General features: G+C 68.0%; 20 protein-coding genes, 1 tRNA gene and 2 rRNA genes (1 of these 23 running past the window's edge). 14 read left to right on the forward strand and 9 right to left on the reverse strand.

What is annotated here, in order from left to right; all coding sequences use genetic code 11:
• The 3 genes from J2S53_RS00685 to ilvD all read left to right on the forward strand — a co-directional run.
• Positions 1–1072 (forward strand): 23S ribosomal RNA (locus J2S53_RS00685); it begins 2032 nt to the left of the window's first position.
• Between the two features lie 138 nt (positions 1073–1210).
• Positions 1211–1328 (forward strand): 5S ribosomal RNA (rrf, locus tag J2S53_RS00690).
• Between the two features lie 186 nt (positions 1329–1514).
• Complete coding sequence (ilvD, locus tag J2S53_RS00695; protein WP_456242662.1) at positions 1515–3182, forward strand: dihydroxy-acid dehydratase; 1668 nt, start codon at positions 1515–1517, stop codon at positions 3180–3182.
• A 158-nt stretch (positions 3183–3340) separates the two neighbouring features.
• Here ilvD and J2S53_RS00700 read toward each other — a convergent pair whose 3' ends face one another.
• Genes J2S53_RS00700 through J2S53_RS00725 form a run of 6 tightly spaced genes read right to left on the reverse strand, consistent with a single transcriptional unit; the run spans position 3341 to position 8745 of the window.
• Positions 3341–4090 carry an anti-sigma factor gene (locus J2S53_RS00700; RefSeq protein WP_456239313.1) on the reverse strand — a complete coding sequence of 250 codons (750 nt, stop codon included), beginning with the start codon at positions 4088–4090 and terminating at the stop codon, positions 3341–3343.
• A complete protein-coding gene (gene sigK, locus J2S53_RS00705) occupies positions 4087–4707 on the reverse strand; it encodes an ECF RNA polymerase sigma factor SigK (protein ID WP_456239314.1) in 621 nt (206 codons plus the stop codon). The genes J2S53_RS00700 and sigK overlap by 4 nt, the downstream gene beginning before the upstream one ends.
• Positions 4708–4728: 21 nt before the next feature.
• Entirely contained in the window at positions 4729–6009 is a 1281-nt protein-coding gene (locus J2S53_RS00710; RefSeq protein ID WP_456239315.1) for a class I SAM-dependent methyltransferase, read from the reverse strand.
• Entirely contained in the window at positions 6006–6746 is a 741-nt protein-coding gene (locus tag J2S53_RS00715) for a DUF1365 domain-containing protein (protein ID WP_456239316.1), read from the reverse strand. The genes J2S53_RS00710 and J2S53_RS00715 overlap by 4 nt, the downstream gene beginning before the upstream one ends.
• 5 nt (positions 6747–6751) lie before the next feature.
• Positions 6752–8032, reverse strand: a complete 1281-nt coding sequence (locus tag J2S53_RS00720; protein ID WP_456239317.1) for an NAD(P)/FAD-dependent oxidoreductase — start codon at positions 8030–8032, stop codon at positions 6752–6754.
• Positions 8032–8745 carry an alpha/beta hydrolase gene (locus J2S53_RS00725; protein WP_456239318.1) on the reverse strand — a complete coding sequence of 238 codons (714 nt, stop codon included), beginning with the start codon at positions 8743–8745 and terminating at the stop codon, positions 8032–8034. The genes J2S53_RS00720 and J2S53_RS00725 overlap by 1 nt, the downstream gene beginning before the upstream one ends.
• Before the next feature lie 313 nt (positions 8746–9058).
• Between J2S53_RS00725 and J2S53_RS00730 the strand changes: the two genes are divergently transcribed.
• Positions 9059–10336, forward strand: coding sequence for a class I SAM-dependent methyltransferase (locus J2S53_RS00730; protein ID WP_456239319.1), 1278 nt, complete (start codon positions 9059–9061; stop codon positions 10334–10336).
• Complete coding sequence (locus J2S53_RS00735; RefSeq protein ID WP_456239320.1) at positions 10333–11154, forward strand: DUF1295 domain-containing protein; 822 nt, start codon at positions 10333–10335, stop codon at positions 11152–11154. The genes J2S53_RS00730 and J2S53_RS00735 overlap by 4 nt, the downstream gene beginning before the upstream one ends.
• Before the next feature lie 55 nt (positions 11155–11209).
• On the opposite strand, the gene J2S53_RS00740 is transcribed toward J2S53_RS00735, so the two are convergent.
• Together J2S53_RS00740 and J2S53_RS00745 are read right to left on the reverse strand one after the other, a co-directional pair.
• A complete protein-coding gene (locus tag J2S53_RS00740) occupies positions 11210–12043 on the reverse strand; it encodes a phosphatase PAP2 family protein (RefSeq protein ID WP_456239321.1) in 834 nt (277 codons plus the stop codon).
• A gap of 306 nt (positions 12044–12349) precedes the next feature.
• A tRNA-Lys gene (locus J2S53_RS00745) sits at positions 12350–12422 on the reverse strand.
• 586 nt (positions 12423–13008) lie between these two features.
• Between J2S53_RS00745 and J2S53_RS00750 the strand changes: the two genes are divergently transcribed.
• The 5 genes from J2S53_RS00750 to J2S53_RS00770 all read left to right on the forward strand — a co-directional run bounded on the left by J2S53_RS00750 (position 13009) and on the right by J2S53_RS00770 (position 18433).
• Positions 13009–14151, forward strand: a complete 1143-nt coding sequence (locus J2S53_RS00750) for a L,D-transpeptidase (RefSeq protein WP_456239322.1) — start codon at positions 13009–13011, stop codon at positions 14149–14151.
• A gap of 91 nt (positions 14152–14242) precedes the next feature.
• On the forward strand, positions 14243–14893 hold the full coding sequence (locus tag J2S53_RS00755) for a DUF6461 domain-containing protein (protein WP_456239323.1): 651 nt from the start codon (positions 14243–14245) through the stop codon (positions 14891–14893).
• A complete protein-coding gene (locus J2S53_RS00760) occupies positions 14893–15600 on the forward strand; it encodes a hypothetical protein (protein WP_456239324.1) in 708 nt (235 codons plus the stop codon). The genes J2S53_RS00755 and J2S53_RS00760 overlap by 1 nt, the downstream gene beginning before the upstream one ends.
• Positions 15601–15657: 57 nt before the next feature.
• Positions 15658–17877 (forward strand): NAD-dependent DNA ligase LigA, encoded by a 2220-nt coding sequence (gene ligA, locus J2S53_RS00765; RefSeq protein WP_456239325.1) that lies wholly within the window; start codon positions 15658–15660, stop codon positions 17875–17877.
• A 55-nt stretch (positions 17878–17932) separates the two neighbouring features.
• Positions 17933–18433, forward strand: coding sequence for a GNAT family N-acetyltransferase (locus J2S53_RS00770; protein WP_456239326.1), 501 nt, complete (start codon positions 17933–17935; stop codon positions 18431–18433).
• A gap of 95 nt (positions 18434–18528) precedes the next feature.
• Here the strand turns inward: J2S53_RS00770 and J2S53_RS00775 are convergent, their stop codons facing one another.
• Positions 18529–19182 carry an ACT domain-containing protein gene (locus tag J2S53_RS00775; protein ID WP_092981196.1) on the reverse strand — a complete coding sequence of 218 codons (654 nt, stop codon included), beginning with the start codon at positions 19180–19182 and terminating at the stop codon, positions 18529–18531.
• 418 nt (positions 19183–19600) lie between these two features.
• Here J2S53_RS00775 and gatC point away from each other — a divergent pair, with 418 nt between their 5' ends.
• The 4 genes from gatC to gatB are packed head-to-tail and all read left to right on the forward strand — an operon-like array spanning position 19601 to position 23146.
• The gene (gatC, locus tag J2S53_RS00780; protein ID WP_092981317.1) at positions 19601–19900 is read left to right on the forward strand and encodes an Asp-tRNA(Asn)/Glu-tRNA(Gln) amidotransferase subunit GatC; all 300 of its coding nucleotides are present in this window, start codon (positions 19601–19603) and stop codon (positions 19898–19900) included.
• Positions 19900–21447 (forward strand): Asp-tRNA(Asn)/Glu-tRNA(Gln) amidotransferase subunit GatA, encoded by a 1548-nt coding sequence (gatA, locus tag J2S53_RS00785; protein ID WP_456239327.1) that lies wholly within the window; start codon positions 19900–19902, stop codon positions 21445–21447. The genes gatC and gatA overlap by 1 nt, the downstream gene beginning before the upstream one ends.
• A complete protein-coding gene (locus J2S53_RS00790) occupies positions 21447–21641 on the forward strand; it encodes a hypothetical protein (RefSeq protein ID WP_092928938.1) in 195 nt (64 codons plus the stop codon). Before gatA ends, J2S53_RS00790 begins: the two co-directional genes overlap by 1 nt.
• Positions 21638–23146 carry an Asp-tRNA(Asn)/Glu-tRNA(Gln) amidotransferase subunit GatB gene (gene gatB / locus J2S53_RS00795; RefSeq protein ID WP_456239328.1) on the forward strand — a complete coding sequence of 503 codons (1509 nt, stop codon included), beginning with the start codon at positions 21638–21640 and terminating at the stop codon, positions 23144–23146. Before J2S53_RS00790 ends, gatB begins: the two co-directional genes overlap by 4 nt.
• Positions 23147–23217: the final 71 nt, after the last annotated feature.

A 23217-nucleotide genomic window follows, 5' to 3' on the forward strand; every position in this document is an offset into this window, starting at 1 on the left:
CCGGTGCCGGAACGTTAAGGGGAGTGGTGAACCCTTCGGGGTGAGGCTGCGAACCGAAGCGCCGGTAAACGGCGGTGGTAACTATAACCATCCTAAGGTAGCGAAATTCCTTGTCGGGTAAGTTCCGACCTGCACGAATGGCGTAACGACTTGGGCGCTGTCTCGACCACGGGCCCGACGAAATTGCAGGACGAGTTAAGATGCTCGTTTCGCGCGGCAGGACGGAAAGACCCCGGGACCTTTACTACAGCTTGGTATGGGCGTCTGGTTCGGCTTGTGTAGGATAGGTGGGAAACGGTGAACCACGCACGCCAGTGTGTGGGGAGTTGCTGGTGAAATACCACTCTGGTCGTTCCGGGCGTCTAACCTCGGTCCGTGACCCGGATCAGGGACAGTGCCTGGTGGGTAGTTTAACTGGGGCGGTTGCCTCCTAAAAGGTAACGGAGGCGCCCAATGGTTCCCTCAGCCTGGACGGAAACCAGGTGGCGCGTGTAAGTGCACAAGGGAGCTTGACTGTGAGACCGACGGGTCGAGCAGGTGCGAAAGCAGGGACTAGTGATCCGGCACCGGCATGCGGATGCGGTGTCGCTCAACGGATAAAAGGTACCCCGGGGATAACAGGCTGATCTTGCCCAAGAGTCCATATCGACGGCATGGTTTGGCACCTCGATGTCGGCTCGTCGCATCCTGGGGCTGGAGTGGGTCCCAAGGGTTGGGCTGTTCGCCCATTAAAGCGGCACGCGAGCTGGGTTTAGAACGTCGTGAGACAGTTCGGTCCCTATCCGCCGCGCGCGTGTGGAGACGTGCGGGGAGCTGTCCCTAGTACGAGAGGACCGGGACGGACGAACCTCTAGTGTGCCAGTTGTCCCGCCAGGGGCACGGCTGGTTGGCCATGTTCGGCACGGATAACCGCTGAAAGCATCTAAGCGGGAAGCCCACCCCAAGATGACGTCTCCCACCCCCCGTAAGGGGGGATAAGGCACCCAGCAGATGACTGGGTTGATAGGCCCGACATGTACGCACAGCGATGTGTTCAGTGGACGGGTACTAACCCGCCGAACGGCGACACCCCCCCAACACACCGCCCACACACGCACCAACCCGCAAGCACCCGCGATCTCGCCACCACTATACGGCTCCCAACACAGCCACCACCCCCTGGACAATTCAATACCGGCTGAACCCCCATCAGCCCCCAATGGTTTTTTGGGTCGGTGGCCACAGCGGAGGAGACACGCCCGGCATCCATCCCGAACCCGGCAGCTAAGCCCTCCAGCGCCCCAGGTACTGCACCCCCACGGGTGTGGGAGACACGGACACCGCCGACCCAACCCCCCCCAAACCGGCCCCACCCACCAGGGTGGGGCCGGACCCATACCCAGCCCCTTACGGCTCGTCCCCACTGCTCCGGACCGCGGAATTCCTCGTTCTATCCTCGTATCGTGAGTGAAAACATCAGTTCGACGGAATCAGGGGCCGACCACGGCGCAGGCCCCGGACAGTCTTCCCGCGCGATGCCGCCCAAACCGCGCAGCCACGAGGTGACCGACGGTATGGAACGCGCGGCCGCTCGCGGCATGTTGCGCGCTGTCGGTATGCAGGACGGCGACTTCGCCAAACCGCAGATCGGCGTGGCTTCCTCCTGGAACGAGATAACCCCCTGCAATCTCTCGCTGCAGCGACTGGCGGGAAGTGCCAAGGACGGAGTGCACGCGGCCAACGGCTACCCGCTGGAATTCGGAACCATCTCCGTTTCCGACGGCATCTCGATGGGGCACGAGGGGATGCACTACTCGCTGGTGTCCCGCGAGATGATCGCGGACTCGGTGGAGACCGTGATGCAGGCCGAACGACTCGACGGTTCGCTGCTGCTGGCGGGCTGCGACAAGAGTCTGCCCGGAATGCTCATGGCCGCGGCCCGACTGGATCTCGCGTCGGTGTTCATCTACGCGGGATCCATCCTGCCTGGAAAGGTGGACGGGCGCGAGGTCACGATCATCGACGCCTTCGAAGCGGTGGGTGCCTGCTCGCGGGGGCTCATCCCACGCTCGGAGGTAGACCGCATCGAACGCGCGATCTGCCCCGGCGAAGGGGCGTGCGGTGGGATGTACACCGCGAACACGATGGCTTGCGCCGCGGAGGCGTTGGGCATGTCGTTGCCGGGTTCGGCGAGCCCACCATCGGTGGACCGTCGTCGTGACGCCGGCGCCAGGGCCGCCGGTGAGGCCGTGGTGGGGATGCTGGAGAAAGGCATCACCGCCCGCGACGTGTTGACCAAGGAAGCCTTCGAGAACGCCATCGCGGTGGTCATGGCGTTCGGCGGTTCCACCAACGCGGTACTGCACCTGCTGGCCATAGCGAACGAGGCGGGCGTCGAGCTGACCCTCGAGGACTTCAACCGTGTGGGGGACCGTACCCCACATCTCGCCGACGTGAAGCCGTTCGGTGAATACGTGATGACCGCGGTGGACCGTATCGGTGGTGTTCCCGTCGTGATGAAGGCACTGCTGGACGCGGGGCTCATCCACGGCGACTGTCTGACCGTGACCGGTCGTACCGTGGCAGAGAACCTCGCCGAGCTCGAACCCCCGGAGCTGGACGGCTCGGTGATTCATCGACTCTCCGACCCGATACATCCCACCGGTGGTCTGACGGTGCTGCGGGGCTCGTTGGCTCCGGAAGGCGCCGTCGTGAAGAGCGCGGGATTCGACACCGCACGCTTCGAGGGCACGGCCAGGGTGTTCGACGGGGAGCAGGCCGCGATGGACGCCGTGGAGAACAACACCCTGAGCGCTGGGGACGTGGTGGTCATCCGTTACGAGGGGCCCAGGGGCGGTCCGGGCATGCGCGAGATGCTCGCCGTCACCGGTGCGATCAAGGGCGCGGGCCTGGGCAAGGACGTTCTGCTGCTCACCGACGGCCGGTTCTCCGGAGGGACGACCGGATTGTGCATCGGCCACGTCGCACCGGAGGCCACCGACGGTGGTCCGATCGCCCTGGTCGCCGATGGCGACCCGATCCGACTGGATCTGGCGGACCGGAAACTGGACCTGCTGGTTTCGGACGAGGAGCTGTCGCGTCGCGAGCAGCGGTGGCAGCCGCCGGAGCCGAAGTACCGCAGTGGCGTGCTGGGCAAGTACGCCAAGCTGGTCGGTTCCGCTGCCAACGGTGCGGTCTGCTGACCCGATCGCCCGCGTCGCGGTCTCGCCCGACGTCATCGGAACCGGACTTCGCAGGGGACGTTCGATCGAGTTGACGCCCGGCCGGTTCGACCGGACCGCCGGGGAACGTGCCGGATTCCCGGGACACTCCCCGGCGGGCTGTCGGCGTGCCTCGTGGGTCAGGTCGGCATGCTCATCTCGAGCAGCGGATTGTTCGAGGGCTGCTCGCTGCCGCCCGCCGGTTCCACGGTTATGCCGATGGCACGGGTGTTCGGCGGAATCTCGGCCGTCATCGCCGACATGTTGCCGCTGGACTCCTGCCGCAGCAGTCCGGCCGACTCCGCGCCGTAATCGCCGAGGAACCACAGTTGGTAAACCCGTTCCGGCGGTGCGGGTTCCATACCGGAGCCCAGGAACATGACTTTGTCCATGCGTTCGGACATCACCGTGACGGCTTCCATGTCACCCGTACTGGTGGTGGCGACCTTGGCGTCCGGTGCTCGTACGAGTCGCTCCACCGCCGCGTCACGATCCGCGCGTGCCTGCTGCAACTCTTGCTGAGTGTTCCACGCCAGGGCACCGAAACCGGCGGCCAGTACGACACCGACGATCGCCGCCGCCGTCGCCAGCCGCGTGCCCCACGACGCCCGACGGTTCACCCCCCGATTACCGCGGCGTCGTGGTCGTTCCGCTGTGGCGGGGGACTCCTGCCGGGTGCGCGAGACTTCCGACAGCACCCGCTGCTTGAACTCCTCCGGAGGCTCGACAGCGGTGGTTCTCCCCAGGTAAGCGGCCGTTTCCCGGAACTGGCGCACCTCCTCCGCACAGTCCGAGCACGAGGCCATGTGCCGTTCGAAGGCCACCCGCTCGGTCTCCGACAGCGCGTCCAGCACGTAGGCCCCCGTCAACGTGGCCATGTCCGTGTTCATTTGCCCACCCCCAGGCAGTCCCGGAGTCGGATAAGCCCGTCCCGCAGCCGCGTTTTCAGCGTGGACGCCGGTGTGCTCAGCAATCCGGCCGCTTCCCGGTAGGTGTAGCCACGGTAGTAGGTCAGCATCACCGACTCACGTTGAATCTCGGTCAGTGTGGACAGACACTTGCGTACCTGTTGCTGCTCCCAGCGGGAGGCCACGGTCTCCGACACCTCGTCGAACGGGCGACTCTGCTCCCGCGAGCCGGCACGGCTCTCACGGTCGGTGGCGGCCTGCGCCGAGCGCACGCGGTCCACCGCGCGGCGGTGTGCCAACGTCAGGACCCAGGTGAGCACGCTGCCCTTGCCAGCGCTGTAGTGCGTGGCGCTGCGCCAGACCTCCACCAGGACTTCCTGCGCCACCTCCTCGGACTGGGCGGTGTCGCGCACGATGCGCTGCACCAGGCCGAACACCGAGCCGGCGATCAGGTCGTAGAGCCGCTCGAAGGCCTGTTCGTCCCCCTTCGCCACCTCGGCGAGCAACGCCTCGGTGTCCGGGCCGTGCTCCGAGGCCTCCTCGAGCTCCTCGGAATCGCGCAACCACCGTTTCGATCGGTGACTCGCGGGGTTCTCCATCGCGCCGCTCCTTTCTGCGCGTTACCCGCTGTCCCGGGCGCCGTCGGTGGTGGGTTTGGCGAAGGCGAGCTGCCACACGTCCAGATATCGTGCGCGGAATCCCGCTTCACTGTATGCCAGGTAGAACTCCCACATGCGCCGGAACCGCTCGTTGAATCCGAGCCCGGCGATGTGCTCGCGCTGCCGAGTGAACTCCGCGCGCCATTGCCGCAGGGTTTCGGCGTAGCTTTGCCCGAAAGCGTGTCGTTCCACAGGGTGAATACCGGTGTGCTCGGACACGATGCGCTCGATGGCCGGGATCGAGGGCAGCTGCCCGCCCGGGAAGATGTACTTGTGGATCCAGGTGTAGGAGTCCCGGGTCGCCAGCATCCGTTCGTGCGGCATCGTGATCGCCTGGACAACCGCACGACCCCCGGGCGTCAGCAGCCGGTCGAGCTTCGTGAAGAACCTGTCCCAGTACTCCGCGCCGACGGCTTCGATCATCTCCAGGCTGATCACCGCGTCGAACTCTCCGTCGGCCTGCCGGTAGTCGCGCAGCTCGACGTCGACGCGATCGGCCAACCCCGCTCGCTCGACGCGCTCCACGGCGAGCGCACGTTGCTGCTCCGAAAGGGTCAGCGTGGTGACCCGTGCGCCGCGCCGCGCCGCTCGGATCGCCAGCGATCCCCAGCCGCTGCCGATCTCCAGCAGCCTGGTCCCCTCCACCACACCGGCCGCGTCGAGCGCCCGGTCGAGTTTGCACCGCTGCGCGGTCGCCAGATCCGTGACCCCCGGGCGGAACAGTCCCGCCGAGTAGGTCATGGTCTCGTCCAGGAAAGCGGCGAAGACCTCGTTGGACAGGTCGTAGTGCCGTTGTACGTTGCGTGTCGCTCCGGCGGTGGTGTTGCGCTCGGCCGCGGGCCTGGAGGCATCCACCCAGCGGCGCAGGGACTGCAGCGGGCGCGGTACCAGTACGGAAAGCCGCCGTGCGAACGGGGTCAGCAGCTCGGCCGGATCGGGACTGTCCCAGTCACCGGTCATGTAGGCCTCGCCGAAGCCGATCTTGGCGTCCGCCCCGAGGCGGTGGAAGAACTCCTCGGGGCGGATCACTCGCATCAGGGGAGCGTCCGGTCCGCCCGCGCCGAGGCGCTCGCCGCCCGCGAGCACCACCCGCACCGGCAGCTCACGTACGGCGTGGCGGAACAGTCGTTCGGCCAGCCCGGCGCGTATCGGGGAGCGCGGCGGTTGGTCCACCGCGTCCCACACCGCCACGCTAGCCGGGGCGGGGCTAGCCGGGGCGGGTAACGACATGGCAGTGGTCATCTGACACCTTCCTGGTGAACATGGGGAGTACGGGGGTTCGGCGAGCGTCCGCGCAGCCACAGCGAGATCCCGTGCGCGCGAATCATGGCCGCCACACGCTGTGGCACCAGCGGGTTGCCCAGCAGCAACCGCGCGAGGCGTCGCGGTTCAGCCGGAACGCGGCGACCGCGTATCTCCGCCGTCAACAACGGTTTCCCCACCTCGTCGAGCAGCCGGACGCTCACGCCCACCCGTTCACCCGGATAACTCAGCCGCATCTCGTAGCTTCCCCGTTGTGGCAGGAAGGGCGAGACGTAGAACCGCTTGGTGACCGTGGCGTGCCCGTGTGGATCCGGCCGCAGCAGGTAGCAGTGTCGCTCTCCATAGGTGTTGTGGACCTCGGCCACCACGCATGCCAGCTCCCCGTCCGGACGGTGACACCAGTAGAACGTGACGGGGTTGAACACGTAGCCCAGCACCCGTGCGTGGGCCAGCATGAGCACTCGACCGCCTTCGAGTTCCACGCCGTTGCGGGACAGCCAGTTGTCCAGGTTGGCCCGGATGGAGCGGTGGGGAGACCCGAGGTGATCACGTGCCTCGAACCGTGCGAACGGTCGTAGCGGTAGTGGCAGCCGTGGCAGGTCGTCCAGATCGACCAGCCAGGTGTAGAGCCGGTGCCGGAATCCGCCGCTCGGTTCGGTGTGCCTGGTGTGGCCGACCGTCACGTCGTACAGGGCGGCCGTTGTCGAATCGCTCATCCGGCTCACCAGCCCGCGCCCAGTGCGGCGGCGGCACGTACCCCCGAGGCGCAGCCGTCCTCGTGGAAGCCCCAACCCTGGTACGCCCCCGCGAAGCGGACGCGGTCGTCGCCGATCTCGTGCAACCGCCGCTGCGCGGCCACCGCCTCGGGAGTGTAGATCGGGTGTCGGTAGGTCATGCTCGCCAGCACGTTGTCCGATCGGACTCGCTCACCGGAGTTCAGCGAGACCAGGTAGTCGTCCGGCTCGGCCAGTCGCATCAGGCGGTTCATGTGGTAGCTGATCCGCGCCCCGGTCCCGGCCCGGTCGCAGGAGGGCATCGTGTAGTTCCAGCTGGCCACGGCCGCCGGGCTTCGCGGCAGCACCGTGGCGTCGGTGTGCAGCAGGGTCTCGTTCTCGCTGTAGCCGAAGGCCCCCAGCAGTTCCTTCTCCAGCGGTTCCGGATCGGCCAGCATCTCCAGGGCCGTGTCCGCGGGACTGGCCAGCACGGCGTGCCGTGCTCGGTACCGCTGTCCCGCCGCGTCCCACAGCGTCACCCCCTCGGTGGAGCGCCGTACCGTTCGTATCGGGGTGGTGGGGCGCACCGCTCGCAGTCGCTCGGCGATGCGCGTCACGTACTCCCGTGATCCCCCGGGGACGAACCGCCAGCTCGGTGATCCGCGCACGCTCAGCATTCCGTGGTTGCGCAGGAAGCGGAACAGGTAACGCGCCGGGTACTGGCCGCTGCTGATCCCGTCGGCCGACCAGACCGCGGAGACCAGCGGTAGTGCGAAGTGGTTGACGAAGTACTCCGAGAAGTTCCCCTGCCGAAGGAAGGTTTCCAGCGTGGGCAGCGACTCGTCCGCCACCGGTGTGTCCAGCAACGAGTTGGATCGCCGGTGGAACCGGATCACCTGCCTGAGCAGGTTCAGGTAGGCCGGGTTGCCCAGATTGTGGGGCTGGGCGAACAGCCCGCGCAGTCGTTTCGCCCCGGCGTACTCCAGCCCGCACCCCTCACAGCGCACGCTCATCGACATCTCGGTCGGCCGGGTCGTCACGCCCAGCTCCTCGAACAGCCTGCACAACTGCGGATAGGTGCTCCGGTTGTGCACGATGAAGCCGCTGTCCACGGCTATCCTTCGCCCATCGTCGGTGGGCACGTCGTGGGTGTGCGCGTTACCGCCCAGTCGGTCCGCCGCTTCGAACAGCGTCACCTCGTAGTGCCGTTGCAGCAGGTACGCCGCCGTCAGTCCGGAAACCCCGGAACCGATGACGGCCACTCGCGGTCGGCCGGATCCGTTCTCCATCACTGCCCTCCGGCGTGTCCTTCGAGGTGGGACGGTGTCCTGCCCGCGGCGCGGCTCGGCCCGACCTCGGCCACGAATTCGCGGGCCAGGCGGGTCCATTCCCGGTGTCGACGCAGCATCGCGTGCCCGCTGCCCGGAACCAGCCGGTACCGCGCGGTGTGTCCGGCGCGATTCGCCCGCCGTGCGTACTCGGCGGAAGCGGGTGCCGAAGTGATGCCGTCACGATCGCCGTGCGCGAGCAGTGTCCGGGTGCCCGCGAGCTGTTCCACCGGATCCGACGGTTCGATCCACGGCGCCAACGCGCAGACGTCACCCACGCCGTCCTCGCCCGCGAGCAGCAGGGCCGCGCGGCCTCCCATCGAGTGTCCCAACAGCACGATCCGGGCGTGCGGTGAACGTCGTCGGATCTGCCGCAGTGCCCAGCGGGCGTCGACCACCGGATCCCGGTCCGGCTCGTTCCACCCGCGCAGTCGGTTCCGCAGCAACCACACCGCCGGTGCTCCGCCGTGCTGCCGGGCCACTCGCAGCGCGAGCCACCACATGCGCAGATAGGCCAGCCGCCAGGGGCGCATCGGCTCCTCGCTGCGGGAGCGTCCGCCGTGCAGCACCAGTACGGCCACGTCAGCCTCGGCGGATCGCCGGATGCTGTGCAGTACGGCTCCGCGGTTCTCCCCGCCCCGGATCACCCGGTCGGCTGCCTCGTGATCTCGCATACCCGTTGTTCGGAACCGCCGGGCATCGGGGTTGGTCGGTGTGGCGGCCCGCACAGTCCGGGTGTTCGGGCAATCGCTTTCGCTCTCGGCCGCGAATCGCCCGAAACCGCCGCACGACGTGCCGGATTCGTACGCGCGTGCGGCACTTGATCACGACGATCGTGTGGGAGGTCGGGTGTTACGAGTTCGCAGGGGTTCTCCCGCGTCGTTCCGGAGCCCTGTCCGCGGCTCGGAGCGGCGCGTTCGTGCCACGCCGCTCGTCCTGTCGGGACGGAGCAGGAAGCGGGGTCGTACGACCGGCGACGCGAGCGGCGTGGCGGACGGTATCGCCGACCTGGTGGAGCGGGTGCTCGGCGTCGAGCCCCCGCTGGGGATCAGCGCCTGGGACGGCAGCGGTCACGGACCGCCCGGAAACCCGCGCGTGCTGCTCCGCGGTCGGCGCGCGTTGCGCCACCTGCTCTACCGCCCCGGGGAACTGGGACTGGCCCGAGCGTTCGTCACCGGCGATCTGGACGTGCGTGGCGATCTCACCGAGGCACTGCGGCGGTGCCGGGCACTCGCGCGGCGCGAGGGTGTGACCGTCCCACGGTTCGGCCCCGGGCACTTGTGGGGGTTGCTCCGGGACGCCGCCGTGCTGGGAGCTCTCGGCCCCCGTCCCGACCCTCCCGGCAGTGAGGCACGGCCCACCGGCAGGCTGCACAGCAGACGACGCGATTCCCAGGTCATCGCGCATCACTACGACCTGGGCAACGAGTTCTACGGGCTGTTGCTCGATCCCAGGATGGCCTATTCCTGCGGCTACTGGCCCGACGACGGCACCGAGCGCACGTTGGCGGCCGCACAGGAGGCCAAGCTCGACCTGATCTGCCGCAAGCTCGGTCTGGACAGCGGCACCCGCCTGCTCGACGTCGGTTGTGGTTGGGGTTCGCTGCTGCTCTACGCGGCCGAGCACTACGGTGTCTCCGCTACCGGCGTGACCCTCTCTGCGCAGCAGGCCGATCACGTCCGACGGCGCGCACACGAACTCGGGCTGGCGGAGCTGGTCGAGGTCCGGCGTTGCGACTACCGCGAGCTGGCGGTGCCCGACTCCGGCGATTACGACGCGGTGGCCTCGGTGGAGATGGGTGAACACGTGGGTTCGACCAACTATCCGGATTTCGTCGCCACCCTGCACCGCATGCTCCGGCCCGGCGGCAGGCTGCTGCTGCAGCAGATGTCGCGCGGTGATTCGGCACCCGGCGGTGGTGCCTTCATCGAGTCCTACATCGCGCCGGACATGAACATGGTTCCGATCGGTACGACGCTGTGGAAGCTGGAACGGGCCGGTTTCGAGGTTCGCGATGTCCAGGCTATGCGCGAGCACTACGTGTACACGGTTCGGGCCTGGTTGCGGACCCTGCTCGACCGGTGGGACGAGGTGATCGCGCTGGCGGGTACGGAACAGGCCAGGGTGTGGTGGCTGTACCTGGCAGGCGGCGGGCTGGCCTTCGAGGAGAACCGGATGGGAGTGCACCAGATTCTCGGGGTGCGTCCCCGCGAGGACGGTTCGATCGACGACGGCACCCTCGCGTTGTCCGAGGTCCGGCGTTGACCCCGGGTGCCGTGTCCGGTGTGCTCGCGATCGGGCTGGGTGTGGCGTGGGCCACGGTCACCGTCACGTTCCTGGTAGCGCGGGTGCGGAATCGCTACGACACCATCGACACCGCCTGGGGTGCCGGGTTCGCGCTGATCGCGGTGTGCGCACTGGCACTGGTCCGGCCGGTGTTCGGGGACTCGGAGCAGCCCGGGGTGGCGGGGTGGCTCGCCACGGTGCTCACCGTCGTGTGGGGGGTGCGGTTGGCGCTGCACCTGCACCTGCGCAATCGGGCCAAGCCGGAGGATCCCCGTTACCGGGAGATGCTCGCCAAGGCGCGCCGGTTCCCGGTCGGGCGGATGTACTTCCGGGTGTATCTCACCCAGGCCCTGGTGATGTGGTTCGTCGCCCTTCCGGTGCAGCTCGCCCAGTTCGGCGGTTCCGCCCGGCACCCCTTGTCGGCGGCGGTGCTCTGGGTGGGGGTGTTCGTCTGGCTGGTGGGGTTCGCGTTCGAGACCGTCGGCGACGAGCAGTTGCGCAGGTTCCGGAACCGGCCGGAGAACTCGGGGGCGGTGCTTCGCACGGGGCTGTGGCGCTACACGCGCCACCCCAACTACTTCGGCGACGCCTGCGTCTGGTGGGGGCTGTACCTGATCGCCTGCTATTACCAGGTCGGCGTTCTCACGCTGCTGTCCCCCGTGCTGATGACCTGGTTGTTGGCCCGGGGCAGCGGCAAACCGTTGCTGGAGCGCGACATCGTCGAACGTCGGCCGGACTACGCGGACTACGTCCGGCGAACCAGCGGGTTCGTGCCCCTGCCACCGAAGCGGGATTGACGCCCACGCCGTGATGGTCGGGTTCCCCGCTCTCCCGATCGGAATTTATTCCGGCTCACGTTTCGTGGCGCCGATCCTCCTCGCGAGGATCGGCCTCCCGTCCCCGATCGGTTCGTTTCGCGCGTTCCACCAGCCTGGAACGCAGCGGTGCCAGCCGCGATGACAGGGTATGGACGCTGACGAGACCGATCGTGAAAATCCCTCCCAGGATCCAGCCCGCCACGACGTCGGAGGGGGAGTGCACGCCCAGCACGAGTCGGGAGAACCCGGTGATCAGCACCAGCAGTACGCCCAGTCCCACGACACCCGCGCGTGACCAGCGCCCGCGCAGCACTCCCAGCAGCAGAATCGCCAGCATCAGGTAGACCGCCGCGGAATGGGCGGAGTGCCCGGAAGGGAAGGCGAAGCTGTCCTCGGTGAGCGCGTTGGGGGCCGGAACCGGTCTGGGGCGCGCGATGGTGAGTTTGAGCAGGAAAACCGTCAGCGCTGTTCCGGTGGAGGTCAGCACCAACAGCATCGGACGACTCCAACCGCGGGTGCTGGTTCCCAACCAGACGGCGCCGATGACCGCCACGGAGAACACCACCGCTCCCTCGCCCAGGTGAGTGATGATGTTGAACGCCGCGATCACGGTGGGAGTGCGCAGTTCGGCGATCATCTCCAGTAGCCGACGGTCCAGCCCGAGGATCGCGCCGTGCTCGTAGACCTGTTCCGCGAGCTCGCCGAACACGTTGATCCCGGCCACCACGAGTAACAGCCCAAGCACGGGGGTGAACCAGGGGTACCAACTCGCGAGGTCACGCCAGCTCGCGTGCGACTCGGTGAGACGTTCCTCGGGGTTGTACCCGTCACCGGAGCGCGGGCTCTCGCCGGTGGGGGCCATTGTCATGGATCACACTCCCGGCCTCGGTCGCCGTGATTGCTCGGTCCCCGTGGATTCTACGTGCGCTCGGACTTTCGAGCCCGGATGTCGGGCGAGAGGCATTCCGGTGGCGTGACTCGCGGCACGGAATCCGAGGAATTCGTGATTGCCACCGCGCCGGGAGCTGTCTCCCCGTCGGAGGGGCAGGAATCGTTCGGCGGCGGAAGTGCTCGACAATCCGTCCCGTGCGCGATCCGCTTCGTTCTGGTTGAGTTCCGGTCGGGAATGCCTTGAAAACGAAAAAGTCCCGAGTCGAACGACTCGGGACTTCGGTGCGCCAACAGGGACTCGAACCCCGAACCCACTGATTAAGAGTCAGTTGCTCTGCCGCTTGAGCTATTGGCGCGTTGCCGTGTGAAATTTTTCCGCCTCGCTCGAATTCACTCTCGCGTTGGCGACAACACAAACTTTAGCACGGTTGCCGGAGGTGTGATTCGAGGGGGGTCGATTGCGTGGCGTGGGTGGTGTGCGCTGCGGATTCGTCGCTTCTTCGCTGGGCTGGGGCGCGGTCGGTCGGATCGTCCGTTCGCCGGCGGCGGTGCGGCTCGTCGGGACGGATCATCATGGGGCGGCGCTTCTCGTCATCCGCTTCGTCGTTCGGGCGGCCGTCTCACCCGACTTCGATCTCCGGGAGTGAGCCGCTCGATGTCCACCGAGCTCGATGTCCACCCGAGGTTACGGAAGTACTACGGCTGAGACGCGATGACAACCCTTTCGGGTGAGAAGGCGTCATCCTGGACAGCAGTTGTGCGGACTCACGTTTCGCCGTCCGGTACGGGGCGGCGCCGGGTGAGCCTCGAACTCACGGGGGACACGACTGTGGGGAATGGCGAATCGAGCGGAACGGAACGCCACGGATGGAACTGTTGAGTCGCTCTTCCGGGGGATCCATGGTTTCCCCACGGCAAAGACTTCGGACGACCCTGCTCTGCTTGGTCGCGTTACTGGTCGCCGGTTGCGGTACGGGGGCCGGTGGTGACTCCCGCACCCAGACCTCGGGTTCGGAGTCGAGCAGCACCGGCCCGCCCGCGATCGAGTTCACCCCGAAGTCGGGAGCCTCGTCCGCCTCCCCGGTGGATGATGTCGGGGCCCGGGCGAAGAATGCCACGTTCACCGAGGTCGTGATGACCAACGCCTCCGGTGAGAAGGTCGAGAGCTCGCTCGAGGACGACGGCCGAGGTTGGTCGGTCCAGGAGCCGCTCGGCTACGGCAAGACCTACGAGGTGGTGGCGAAGGCCACCGGCGCGGACGGCGAGAAACTGACCGAACGCTCCCGGTTCACCACGCTGACCCCCGAGAACCTCACCTACGTGTCCATGAACCCGCTCGACGGGCAAACCGTGGGTGTCGGTCAGCCCCTGGCGTTCTACTTCAGCGAGGACGCGCCCGCTCCCGTCAGGGAACGCGCCGAGAAGGCCATCGACATCAGTACCGACCCGAAGGTCAAGGGCGAGTTCTACTGGTTCGACGACCGCGAGGTGCACTGGCGTCCCAAGGAGTACTGGGAACCGGGCACCGAGATCACCGTCGACGTCAACATATACGGCAAGGACCTCGGCAACGGTGTCTACGGCGAGTCCGACCGCCACGCCACCGTGAAGATCGGTGACGAGGTGATCGTGCGTGCCGACGCGGCCTCCCACCGGATGAAGGTCACGGTCAACGGCGAGCTCGAACGCACGATTCCGGTCTCGCTGGGACGCCCCTCCTACCCATCGCACAACGGCACGCACGTGGTGATGCGCAAGCACGACACCTATATGATGGATTCGACCACCTACGGCCTGGGGCTGGACGAGGGTGGCTACCGCACCGAGGTCGAGTGGGCCGTACGGATCTCCAACGGCGGTGAGTTCCTGCACGCCGCCCCCTGGTCGGTCGGGGACCAGGGCGAGCGCAATGTCAGCCACGGCTGCATCAACATGAGCACCGCCGACGCGAAGTGGGTCTACGGCCTGCTCAAGAAGGGCGACGTCGTCGAGGTGACCAACTCCAAGGGCGGGGAATTGGCTTCCTGGGACGGCTTCGGCGACTGGCAGGTTCCGTGGAGCGAGTGGACCAGTGGCAACAGCTGACCGAGGTCGCGCGTTCGGCTCCGCCTCTCGTGCGGGGCCGATTCGTTCGAACGCCCGCGCGGAACCGCCCGATGGTGATAGGAAATCAGCTGTGGGTAGCGGGAACGCGGAAGTCGATCGGCACGGTTGGATCCACGACAGCGCCGTACGGGACGCGGCGTGCCTGACCCTGGTTCGGGGAACCGATGTGTTCCGGGTGGCACGAGCCTTCGGCGCCGATCCGACCCGGGGCAGACACTGGAACTTCGAGGAGTTCTGCGAGGAGTCCTTCGCCTGTGCGGACAAGCAGTCCCTGATCGGTCTCCGCCGGGTGGGCGAGTGGACACTCGTCGCCGAGGAGAGCCGTTTCGAGGGGATCCGGCACGGGGTGCTCGCCGAGGCCAGTTCCGGCGGCGAACTGGTCTCGGTGTACTGGGACGTCGGTGGTTCCGGTGGATTCGCCCACGCCGTGGGCGGCCAGTTGCGCACCTTCTTCGAACCTGTGCTTCCCGAGTACCGCTCCGGAACCCGCCCGGACGATCTGGAGTCGTTACGCGTCGGGCTACCCTGGCACGAGGCGGAGCGTGTTCCGCTCATGCTGGCGCTGTCGGCGCGTGTCACGGGATGCGTGCCCGACCCGGAGTGGTTCGTCGGACAGTTCCTGACCTGCCCGGTGGTGGGAACGGGCGGGAACGTGGTTCTCGGTCCCGCCTCCCACCAGATCGGTTCGCTGTTCCACGGTTCGGCGGGATGGAGAGTTTGATGGGGTTGCTGCGTCGGCTGTTCGGGCTCGAACGGCGGGCCGCGGAAGCGACGTCGCGGGTGGGGGACGAGTCCGCCGAGGCCGCTCGCCGTGCGGAGCTGTTCTGGCGCCGCTGGGAAGAGCTACTGCCGCGGGTGGGCTCCGCGTTGGGTGACGGTGTGCCGCAACGTGTCGACCACCAGCTCGCGGAAGCGGTCGGGCTGCTGCATCCGAGACTGAACTTCTCGATCGAGCGCGGCAGCGAGGCCATCTACGCCTTGGTGATCACCGCCCAGGCGGATCCCGAACTGCGGGTATACACCGATGCCTGGAAGGCGGCCGCGCCCGCCGCCGATTCACTGTGGGAGTACCACGACGCGGTGCCTCCGGTCCCCGATCCGAGGGAAGTCACCGTCACCCTCCGTGGCAAGCGCTACCCGCTGGATGAGGTGCGTGTCGCTGCGCAGTTCGACAACACCAGGAACCTGATCGACGTCGCGGTCTACCACCCCGGCTTCTCCGAGCTGGCCGATGAGGAACGGGAGGCGTTGACCTTCCTGCCGTTGCACGCCGCGCTGGGGGAGAAGTTGGCGGCCGATCGCATCGGCAGGGTCGAGACGGCCGACCTGCTTCCCGCCAACGCGGTCGATCTGGTCGCGTTCCGTGAGCGGGTTCGTGCTTTCGATATCGGGGAGACCGATTCCGCCGAACCGGACACCGAGCAGTAGGCGGACGCGGCACCGGTCGAACGCGCCGTTGTCGGCGGTGCTGGTTAGTCTCGGGACGTGACCAGGGAACGCACGCACGAGCACGCCGCACCGGACGCCGCCGTTTCGCGGGAGACGGAACCTTCGGGCTCCCGGGCCGAAGAGGCCGGGGTCGAAAAGTCCGGGGCCGAGCCTGCGCCCGACGAACGGGCCGAGGGGCTCGAGGACGTCCCGCGTGAGACGAGGAAGCGGCACGACGAGCTGGTGGAGCAGGTGCGTTTTCACCAGTTCCGGTACTACGTGCTCGACGCTCCGGTGATCACCGACGGGGAGTTCGACGAGCTGTTCGTCGAGTTGCAGCGGCTGGAGGACGAACACCCGGCGTTGCGCACCCCGGACTCCCCGACCCAGGAGGTCGGCGGCACCTTCTCGACGGAGTTCACCGCCGTCGACCACCTGGAACGGATGCTGAGTCTGGACAATGCCTTCGACATCTCCGAACTCACGACCTGGGTGAACCGCGTCGAACGGGAGACCGGTAGCCACCCCGCCTTCCTCTGCGAACCCAAGATCGACGGACTGGCCGTCAACCTGCTCTACCGCGACGGCAGGCTGGAACGGGCGCTGACCCGAGGGGACGGCAGGACCGGCGAGGACGTGACGCTCAACGTGCGCACCATGCGGGACGTGCCGGACCGGCTGACCGGCGGCGCGGACTACCCGGTCCCGGAACTGGTCGAGATCAGGGGCGAGGTGTACTTCCGGCTCGACGAGTTCGCCGAACTCAACGCCTCGCTGGTGGAGGCGGGCAAAACCGCCTTCGCGAATCCGCGCAACGGTGCCGCCGGTTCGTTGCGGCAGAAGGATCCGCGGATCAGCAAGCAGCGCCCGCTCCGGCTGATCTGCCACGGCCTCGGTAGGCGGGAGGGGTTCGAGCCCCCCACTCAGTCGGCGGCCTACGAGGCGCTGCGCACCTGGGGCCTGCCGGTGTCCCCGCACACCGTGGTGCTCTCCTCGCTGGAGCAACTGACCGAGCACGTTCGTTACTGGGGAGAGCAGCGGCACGAGGCGGACCACGAGATCGACGGCATCGTCATCAAGATCGACGACGTGGTCCTGCAGCGCAGGCTCGGCACCACCTCCCGCGCCCCCCGTTGGTCCATCGCGTACAAGTACCCGCCGGAACAGGCCACCACCGAGCTGGTCGCCATCCGGGTCAACGTCGGCCGTACCGGGCGGGTCACCCCGTTCGCGGAGATGAAGCCGGTGAAGGTGGCAGGTTCCACGGTGTCGATGGCCACGCTGCACAACGCCGACGAGGTGCGTCGCAAGGGTGTGCTGGTCGGCGACCGGGTGGTGATCCGCAAGGCCGGTGACGTCATCCCGGAGGTGCTGGGGCCGGTGGTCGATGCCCGGGACGGCGACGAGTACCCGTTCGTGATGCCGGAGACCTGTCCGGAGTGCGGGTGGACGCTGTACCGGCAGAAGGAGACCGACGTCGACATCCGCTGCCCCAACGCGCGTTCCTGCCCGGCACAGCTTCGCGAGCGGTTGTTCCACCTGGCGGGGCGGGGAGCGTTCGACATCGAGGTGCTCGGCTACGAGTCGGCCGCCGCGCTGCTCGAGGCCGGGGTCGTCGTCGACGAGGGGGACGTTTTCCTGCTCGACGAGGACAAACTGCTGCGTACCGAGCAGTTCCGGGCCAAGGACGGGAGTCTGACGGCCAACGGGGCGAAACTGCTCACCAGTCTGGAGAACGCCAAGCAGCAGCCGCTCTGGCGGGTGCTGGTCGCACTGTCCATCCGGTTCGTCGGCCCGACCGCCGCGCAGGCACTGGCGCGCGAGTTCGGGTCCGTCGACGCGATCGACGCGGCGGCGGAGGAGGATCTCGCGGCCGTGGACGGCGTGGGGGAGACCATCGCCGGTGCCGTGCGGGAGTGGTTCACCGTCGACTGGCACCGCGAAGTGGTCGACAAGTGGCGTGCCGCCGGGGTTCGGATGGCCGACGAGCGTGACACCTCCGTGCCGCGCAACCTGGAAGGGTTGTCGATCGTGGTGACGGGTTCGTTGCCCACCTACTCGCGGGACGAGACCAAGGAGTGGATCATGAACCGGGGCGGGCGTGCCGCCGGTTCCGTGTCGAAGAAGACCGCTTTCGTGGTGGTGGGCGATGCCCCCGGCTCCAAGTACGACAAGGCGGTCCAACTCGGTGTCCCCGTGCTGGACGAGGAGGGATTTCGGGTGCTGCTGGAGCAGGGGCCGGAGGCCGCGGCCGAGATGGCACTACAGCCGGAGTAGCGAGTGGTGCGGTGTCCGCCGCTCGACCGTCGTGGGCGTCACTAGTATCGACCGCATGGAGAGCGTGACCATCAGACGGGCGCTGCCGGCCGAGTTCGACACCGTCGGTGAGCTGACGGCGCGTGCCTACCTGGAGGGCGGGCACATTCCCGCCGAGAACACGCACTACCTCACGTCGCTCCGCGACGCCGCCGACCGCGCCGCCAAGGCGGAACTGCTCGTGGCGGTGCACGGCGACAAGGTGTGCGGCACGGTGACGGTGGCCCGCCACGGCAGCGAGTACACCGAGCTCGCGCGTCCCGGCGAACTGGAGTTCCGGATGTTGGCCGTGGCCCCGGAAGCAGCGGGCAGCGGTGTGGGTGCCGCTCTGGTCGACCGGGTGATCGAGCTGGCGGCCGCGGAGTCCTGGGAGCGGGTCGTGTTGTACAGCAACCGGTCCATGACGGTCGCGCACCGGTTGTACGAGCGGAAGGGATTCCACCGCCTTCCCGAGCACGACTGGGAGCCGTTCCCGGCCGTCAGGTTGCTCGCCTACGCCCTTGATCAGGCCCGGTGAGGCCTCCGCCCCCGCGTCCCCGGGCGTGTGCGAGCCCGGATCACCGGTGCCTCCGCACGACCGTCCGTGGTCCCCTCCGGGCGGTACGGTCGTGCTCAGCCGTCCAGCACCACCGAGACGATGCCCGCCAGGTGCGCCAGCCGGGCGACCTCGGAGGTGCGAAACATCGGCCCGCCCGGCCTGCCTGCCAGCAGCACCAGGTCGGGTTTGCCTATCGGCGTGGCCGCCAGCTCGGTGCCCAGTTCCCTCCAGGTGTCCGGTACCCAGGACTCGTCCCCGTCCAGCACGGTGGCCCTGGGTAACGGCATCCACGGTAACCGCAGGTACTCGTCCTCCGGGGCCGATGTGCTGGCCGCCAGGTGCTCCGCCCCGCCCGCGCGGTTACCGAAGATCATCGCCCATCCCGAGCGAATGATCCGGGGTACGCCCTCGGCGAACAGCTGGAGTCCCCGCGCCGGTTCCGCGGCGATCTCCTCGACCAGCTCCAGCTCGCGATGGGTGTCCAGTATGCCGGCATAGGGCCGCACCGCGTCCACACGAACGCCTTCCACCGACTCCGCGGCCGTGATCAGCACGTCCGGCAGCCTTCCGGAGGGAAGCTCCACGATGAGGTCGTCGATGGCGGCCTCGCTGCTCCGCTCGACCACATCCACGCTGAGGATGTCGGCCTCGATCTCGCCCAGCGCGCTCGCCACCGACCCGAGTGCGCCGGGACGGTCCGGAACCTGGACCCGGATGAGGAAGGACACCGGTTCTCACGCCTCCAGCATCGTGCGCGGCACCTCGCCGTCCGCGCCGGACCGGTTCGCACGAGCGGCTCGGGCCCTCGTGTGGAGCGGACCGGCCAAATTGTGGCAGACACGACGCTCCCCGGGGACGACACCGCTGGATGCACACCGGCCCGAAACGATCCCGATGCCCGGGTGTGACCACCCGTTGGTGGTCGTGGTCGCTGCCCATAGACTCGTTGTCACCTTTCGAAGCCTGTGCGGCGCCCCGAGCGAATCGGTTCAGTGATCAGCGGGAGTGGGACGGTCGGTACCGTTCCCGCGTCCCAGATCGTTCCGCGCCGCGCGGGTGGCGTACAGGCATTCGACTCGAACACGCGTGGTAGCCGGAAACGACCGGATACCCGAACGAACCGGACACGATCAGGGGGCCCGCGCATTGTCCACGATTTCCCGTGACGAGGTGGCTCACCTCGCCGGCCTCGCCCGGCTGGCCGTATCCGAGGAGGAGCTCGACACGTTCGCAGGCCAGTTGGACGTGATCCTCGATTCGGTAGCCAGGGTCGGCGAAGTGGCCGCCGACGAGATACCGCCCACGTCCCACGCGGTACCGGTCACCAACGTTTTCCGAACGGACGAGGTGCGCGACGGGCTGTCCCGCGGGGAAGCACTCGCCGGGGCGCCCGCCACCGAGGAAAACAGGTTCCGAGTACCCAGGATTCTCAACGAGGAGGCGTGATGTCCTCGACCACATCAGTCCCGGACGGGCCTGGTTCGACCGAACTCACCGGTCTCGCCGCCTCCGAACTGGCCGCCAAGATCGCCGCGGGCGAGGTGTCCGCCGTCGAGGTCACCCGCGCGCACCTGGACCGTATCGAGGCGATCGAACCGGCGGTGCACGCCTTTCTGCACGTCGACCGCGAAGCGGCGCTGGACGCCGCCCGGCGGGCCGACGAGCAGCGTGCCAACGGCACTCCCGCCTCTCCGCTGGCCGGCGTGCCGCTGGCGCTGAAGGACGTGCTCACCACCACCGACATGCCGACCACCTGCGGCTCCAGGATGCTGGAGGGCTGGACACCGCCGTACGACTCGACCGTGGCGGCCAGGCTCCGCGACGCGGGTGTGGTGGTCCTCGGCAAGACCAACATGGACGAGTTCGCCATGGGCTCGTCGACCGAGAACTCCGCGTTCGGCCCGACCCGCAACCCGTGGGACACCGACCGGATCCCCGGCGGTTCCGGGGGAGGCTCCTCGGCCGCGCTGGCGGCCTTCGAGGCGCCGCTGGCGATCGGCACCGACACGGGGGGTTCCATCCGGCAGCCCGCCGCGGTCACCGGGACCGTGGGGGTCAAACCCACCTACGGCGGGGTGTCCCGCTACGGGCTGGTCGCGTTCTCCTCCTCGCTGGACCAGGCGGGGCCGTGCGGGCGTACGGTGCTGGACGCCGCGATGCTGCACGAGGTCATCGCCGGGCACGATCCGATGGACTCCACCTCGGTGGAGGCTCCGGTTCCGAAGGTGACCGCGGCAGCACGGGAAGGAGCGGACGGAGACCTGCGCGGGGTGCGCGTGGGAGTCGTCCGCGAGTTCGGTGGCGAGGGCTACCAGCAGGGTGTGCGGGACTCGTTCCGCACCGCCGTGGACACGCTCACCTCGCTCGGTGCCGAGGTCGTCGAGGTTTCCTGCCCGCACTTCGAGTATGCCCTCGGGGCCTACTACCTGATCGCGCCCAGCGAGTGCTCCTCGAACCTCGCGCGGTTCGACGCGATGCGTTACGGGCTGCGGGTCGGCGACGACGGCACCCGCAGCACCGAGGAGGTCATGTCGCTGACTCGGGAGCAGGGCTTCGGCCCCGAGGTCAAGCGTCGTATCATGCTCGGCACCTACGCGCTCTCGTCCGGCTACTACGATGCCTACTACGGCCAGGCGCAGAAGGTCCGCACCCTGATCACCAGGGATTTCGAGGCCGCTTTCGGGCAGGTGGACGTGTTGGTCTCGCCCACGACCCCCACCACCGCGTTCCGCATCGGGGAACGTGTCGACGACCCGATGGCCATGTACCGCGCGGACCTGTGCACCATTCCGAGCAATCTCGCCGGCAACGCCGCCATGAGCGTGCCGTCGGGGCTTTCCACCGAGGACGGTATGCCCGTCGGTCTGCAGATCATGGCGCCCGCCATGGCCGACGACCGGCTCTACCGCGTGGGTGCCGCCTACGAGGCGGCACGCGACGCGGCTTCGGAAGTTTCCCTGCTCGACCGTGTCCCACGGTTGGAGGTCGCCTGATGAATCCCAAGTTGCGAGCCCTGCTCGCCGTCGGCGCGGAGCTGTCCCGCGGCATCGGTCTGCGTGGCAAGATCCGCCAGGCGCGCGAGGACAACGATCGACTGGTGATGGCGGACGCGATCGTCACCGTTCTCGGGTTGATCACCGGAGTGGCGTTGGCCGTTCGCGAGGTACGTAAGGCGGAACGGGAATGACAGCTGTCGCCGAGATCATGGACTACGACGAGGTTCTGCGACGTTTCGACCCGGTGCTCGGGCTGGAGGTGCACGTCGAGCTCTCCACGGCCACCAAGATGTTCTGCGGTTGCGCCAACGAGTTCGGCGCCGAGCCGAACACGCGGGTCTGCCCGGTGTGCCTGGGTATGCCGGGCGCGCTGCCGGTCGTCAACGGCTCGGCCGTGGAGTCGGCCATCAGGATCGGTCTGGCCCTGGACTGCCAGGTGGCGGAGTGGTGCAGGTTCGCGCGGAAGAACTACTTCTATCCGGACATGCCCAAGAACTTCCAGACCTCGCAGTACGACGAGCCGATCGTGTTCGACGGTGGTCTCGACGTCGTGCTCGACGACGGTGAGACCTTCCGGGTGGGCATCGAACGGGCCCACATGGAGGAGGACACCGGCAAGTCGTCGCACGTCGGCGGTGCCTCCGGCAGGATCCACGGTGCCGAGCACTCGCTGCTGGACTACAACCGTGCGGGTGTGCCGCTCATCGAGATCGTCACCAAGCCGATCACCGATGCCGGGGAACGTGCTCCCGAGATCGCTCGTGCCTACGTGGCCGCGCTGCGGGATCTGCTGCGTTCGATGGGCGTTTCGGACGTTCGGATGGATCAGGGGTCGTTGCGTTGCGACGCCAATGTCTCGTTGACCCCGAAGGGGGAGAGCGGGTTCGGCACCCGCACCGAGACGAAGAACGTCAACTCGTTCCGCAGCATCGAGCGAGCGGTACGTTTCGAGATGCGCAGGCAGGCGTCCCTGCTGGAGAACGGTTCCGAGATCGTCCAGGAGACCAGGCACTTCGACGAGTCCACCGGTGAGACCTCCTCGGGTAGGCGCAAGGAGGAGGCCGAGGACTACCGCTACTTCCCGGAACCCGATCTCGTTCCGATCGCCCCCTCGCGGGAGTGGGTGGAGCAGCTGCGCGGCACACTTCCCGAGATGCCCTGGGAACGGCGCAAGCGGATCCAGGAGCAGTGGGGCCTGTCGGACGAGGAGCTGCGCGATCTGGTCAACGCCTCGGCGCTGGACCTCGTCGCGGCCACCGTGGACGCCGGTGCCTCGCCCTCGGAGGCGCGCTCGTGGTGGGTCGCCTACCTGAGCCAGCGCGCCAACGAGCGCGGCGTGGAGCTCGCGGAGCTCTCGGTCACACCAGCCCAGGTGGCCCGGGTGATCGAGCTGGTCGGCGAGGGCAAGCTCACGCACAAACTGGCCCGCCAGGTGATCGACGGTGTGCTCGAGGACCGGGGCGAGCCGGACGAGGTGATCGCCGCCGACGGCATCGAGGTCGTCTCCGACGACTCCTCGTTGCAGGCCGCGGTGGACGAGGCCCTGGCTGCCCAGCCCGACGCGGCGGAGAAGATCCGCGGCGGCAAGGTGCAGGCCGCGGGCGCCATCGTGGGGGCCGTCATGAAGGCCACCCAGGGGCAGGCGGACGCCAAGCGGGTCCGCGAACTGGTGCTGGCCGCCTGCGGTCAGCAGTGAGGACCGGGCCGGTGTGACGCGCGCACCGGCGTGACCGTTTCCTGCGCCGCCGCACGTGGCGCGGGAGACGG

It is taken from the genome of Actinopolyspora lacussalsi (genome assembly GCA_030803735.1).
GTDB classification, from domain to species: domain Bacteria; phylum Actinomycetota; class Actinomycetes; order Mycobacteriales; family Pseudonocardiaceae; genus Actinopolyspora; species Actinopolyspora lacussalsi.

Excerpts from the sequence above, each read along its gene's own strand:
- ilvD (WP_456242662.1), top strand. The coding sequence starts at position 1,515 with ATGCCGCCCAAACCGCGCAGCCACGAGGTGACCGACGGTATGGAACGC.
- J2S53_RS00700 (WP_456239313.1), bottom strand. The coding sequence starts at position 4,090 with ATGAACACGGACATGGCCACGTTGACGGGGGCCTACGTGCTGGACGCG.
- sigK (WP_456239314.1), bottom strand. The coding sequence starts at position 4,707 with ATGGAGAACCCCGCGAGTCACCGATCGAAACGGTGGTTGCGCGATTCC.
- J2S53_RS00710 (WP_456239315.1), bottom strand. The coding sequence starts at position 6,009 with ATGACCACTGCCATGTCGTTACCCGCCCCGGCTAGCCCCGCCCCGGCT.
- J2S53_RS00715 (WP_456239316.1), bottom strand. The coding sequence starts at position 6,746 with ATGAGCGATTCGACAACGGCCGCCCTGTACGACGTGACGGTCGGCCAC.
- J2S53_RS00720 (WP_456239317.1), bottom strand. The coding sequence starts at position 8,032 with ATGGAGAACGGATCCGGCCGACCGCGAGTGGCCGTCATCGGTTCCGGG.
- J2S53_RS00725 (WP_456239318.1), bottom strand. The coding sequence starts at position 8,745 with ATGCGAGATCACGAGGCAGCCGACCGGGTGATCCGGGGCGGGGAGAAC.
- J2S53_RS00740 (WP_456239321.1), bottom strand. The coding sequence starts at position 12,043 with ATGACAATGGCCCCCACCGGCGAGAGCCCGCGCTCCGGTGACGGGTAC.
- J2S53_RS00760 (WP_456239324.1), top strand. The coding sequence starts at position 14,893 with ATGGGGTTGCTGCGTCGGCTGTTCGGGCTCGAACGGCGGGCCGCGGAA.
- J2S53_RS00770 (WP_456239326.1), top strand. The coding sequence starts at position 17,933 with ATGGAGAGCGTGACCATCAGACGGGCGCTGCCGGCCGAGTTCGACACC.
- gatA (WP_456239327.1), top strand. The coding sequence starts at position 19,900 with ATGTCCTCGACCACATCAGTCCCGGACGGGCCTGGTTCGACCGAACTC.
- J2S53_RS00790 (WP_092928938.1), top strand. The coding sequence starts at position 21,447 with ATGAATCCCAAGTTGCGAGCCCTGCTCGCCGTCGGCGCGGAGCTGTCC.
- gatB (WP_456239328.1), top strand. The coding sequence starts at position 21,638 with ATGACAGCTGTCGCCGAGATCATGGACTACGACGAGGTTCTGCGACGT.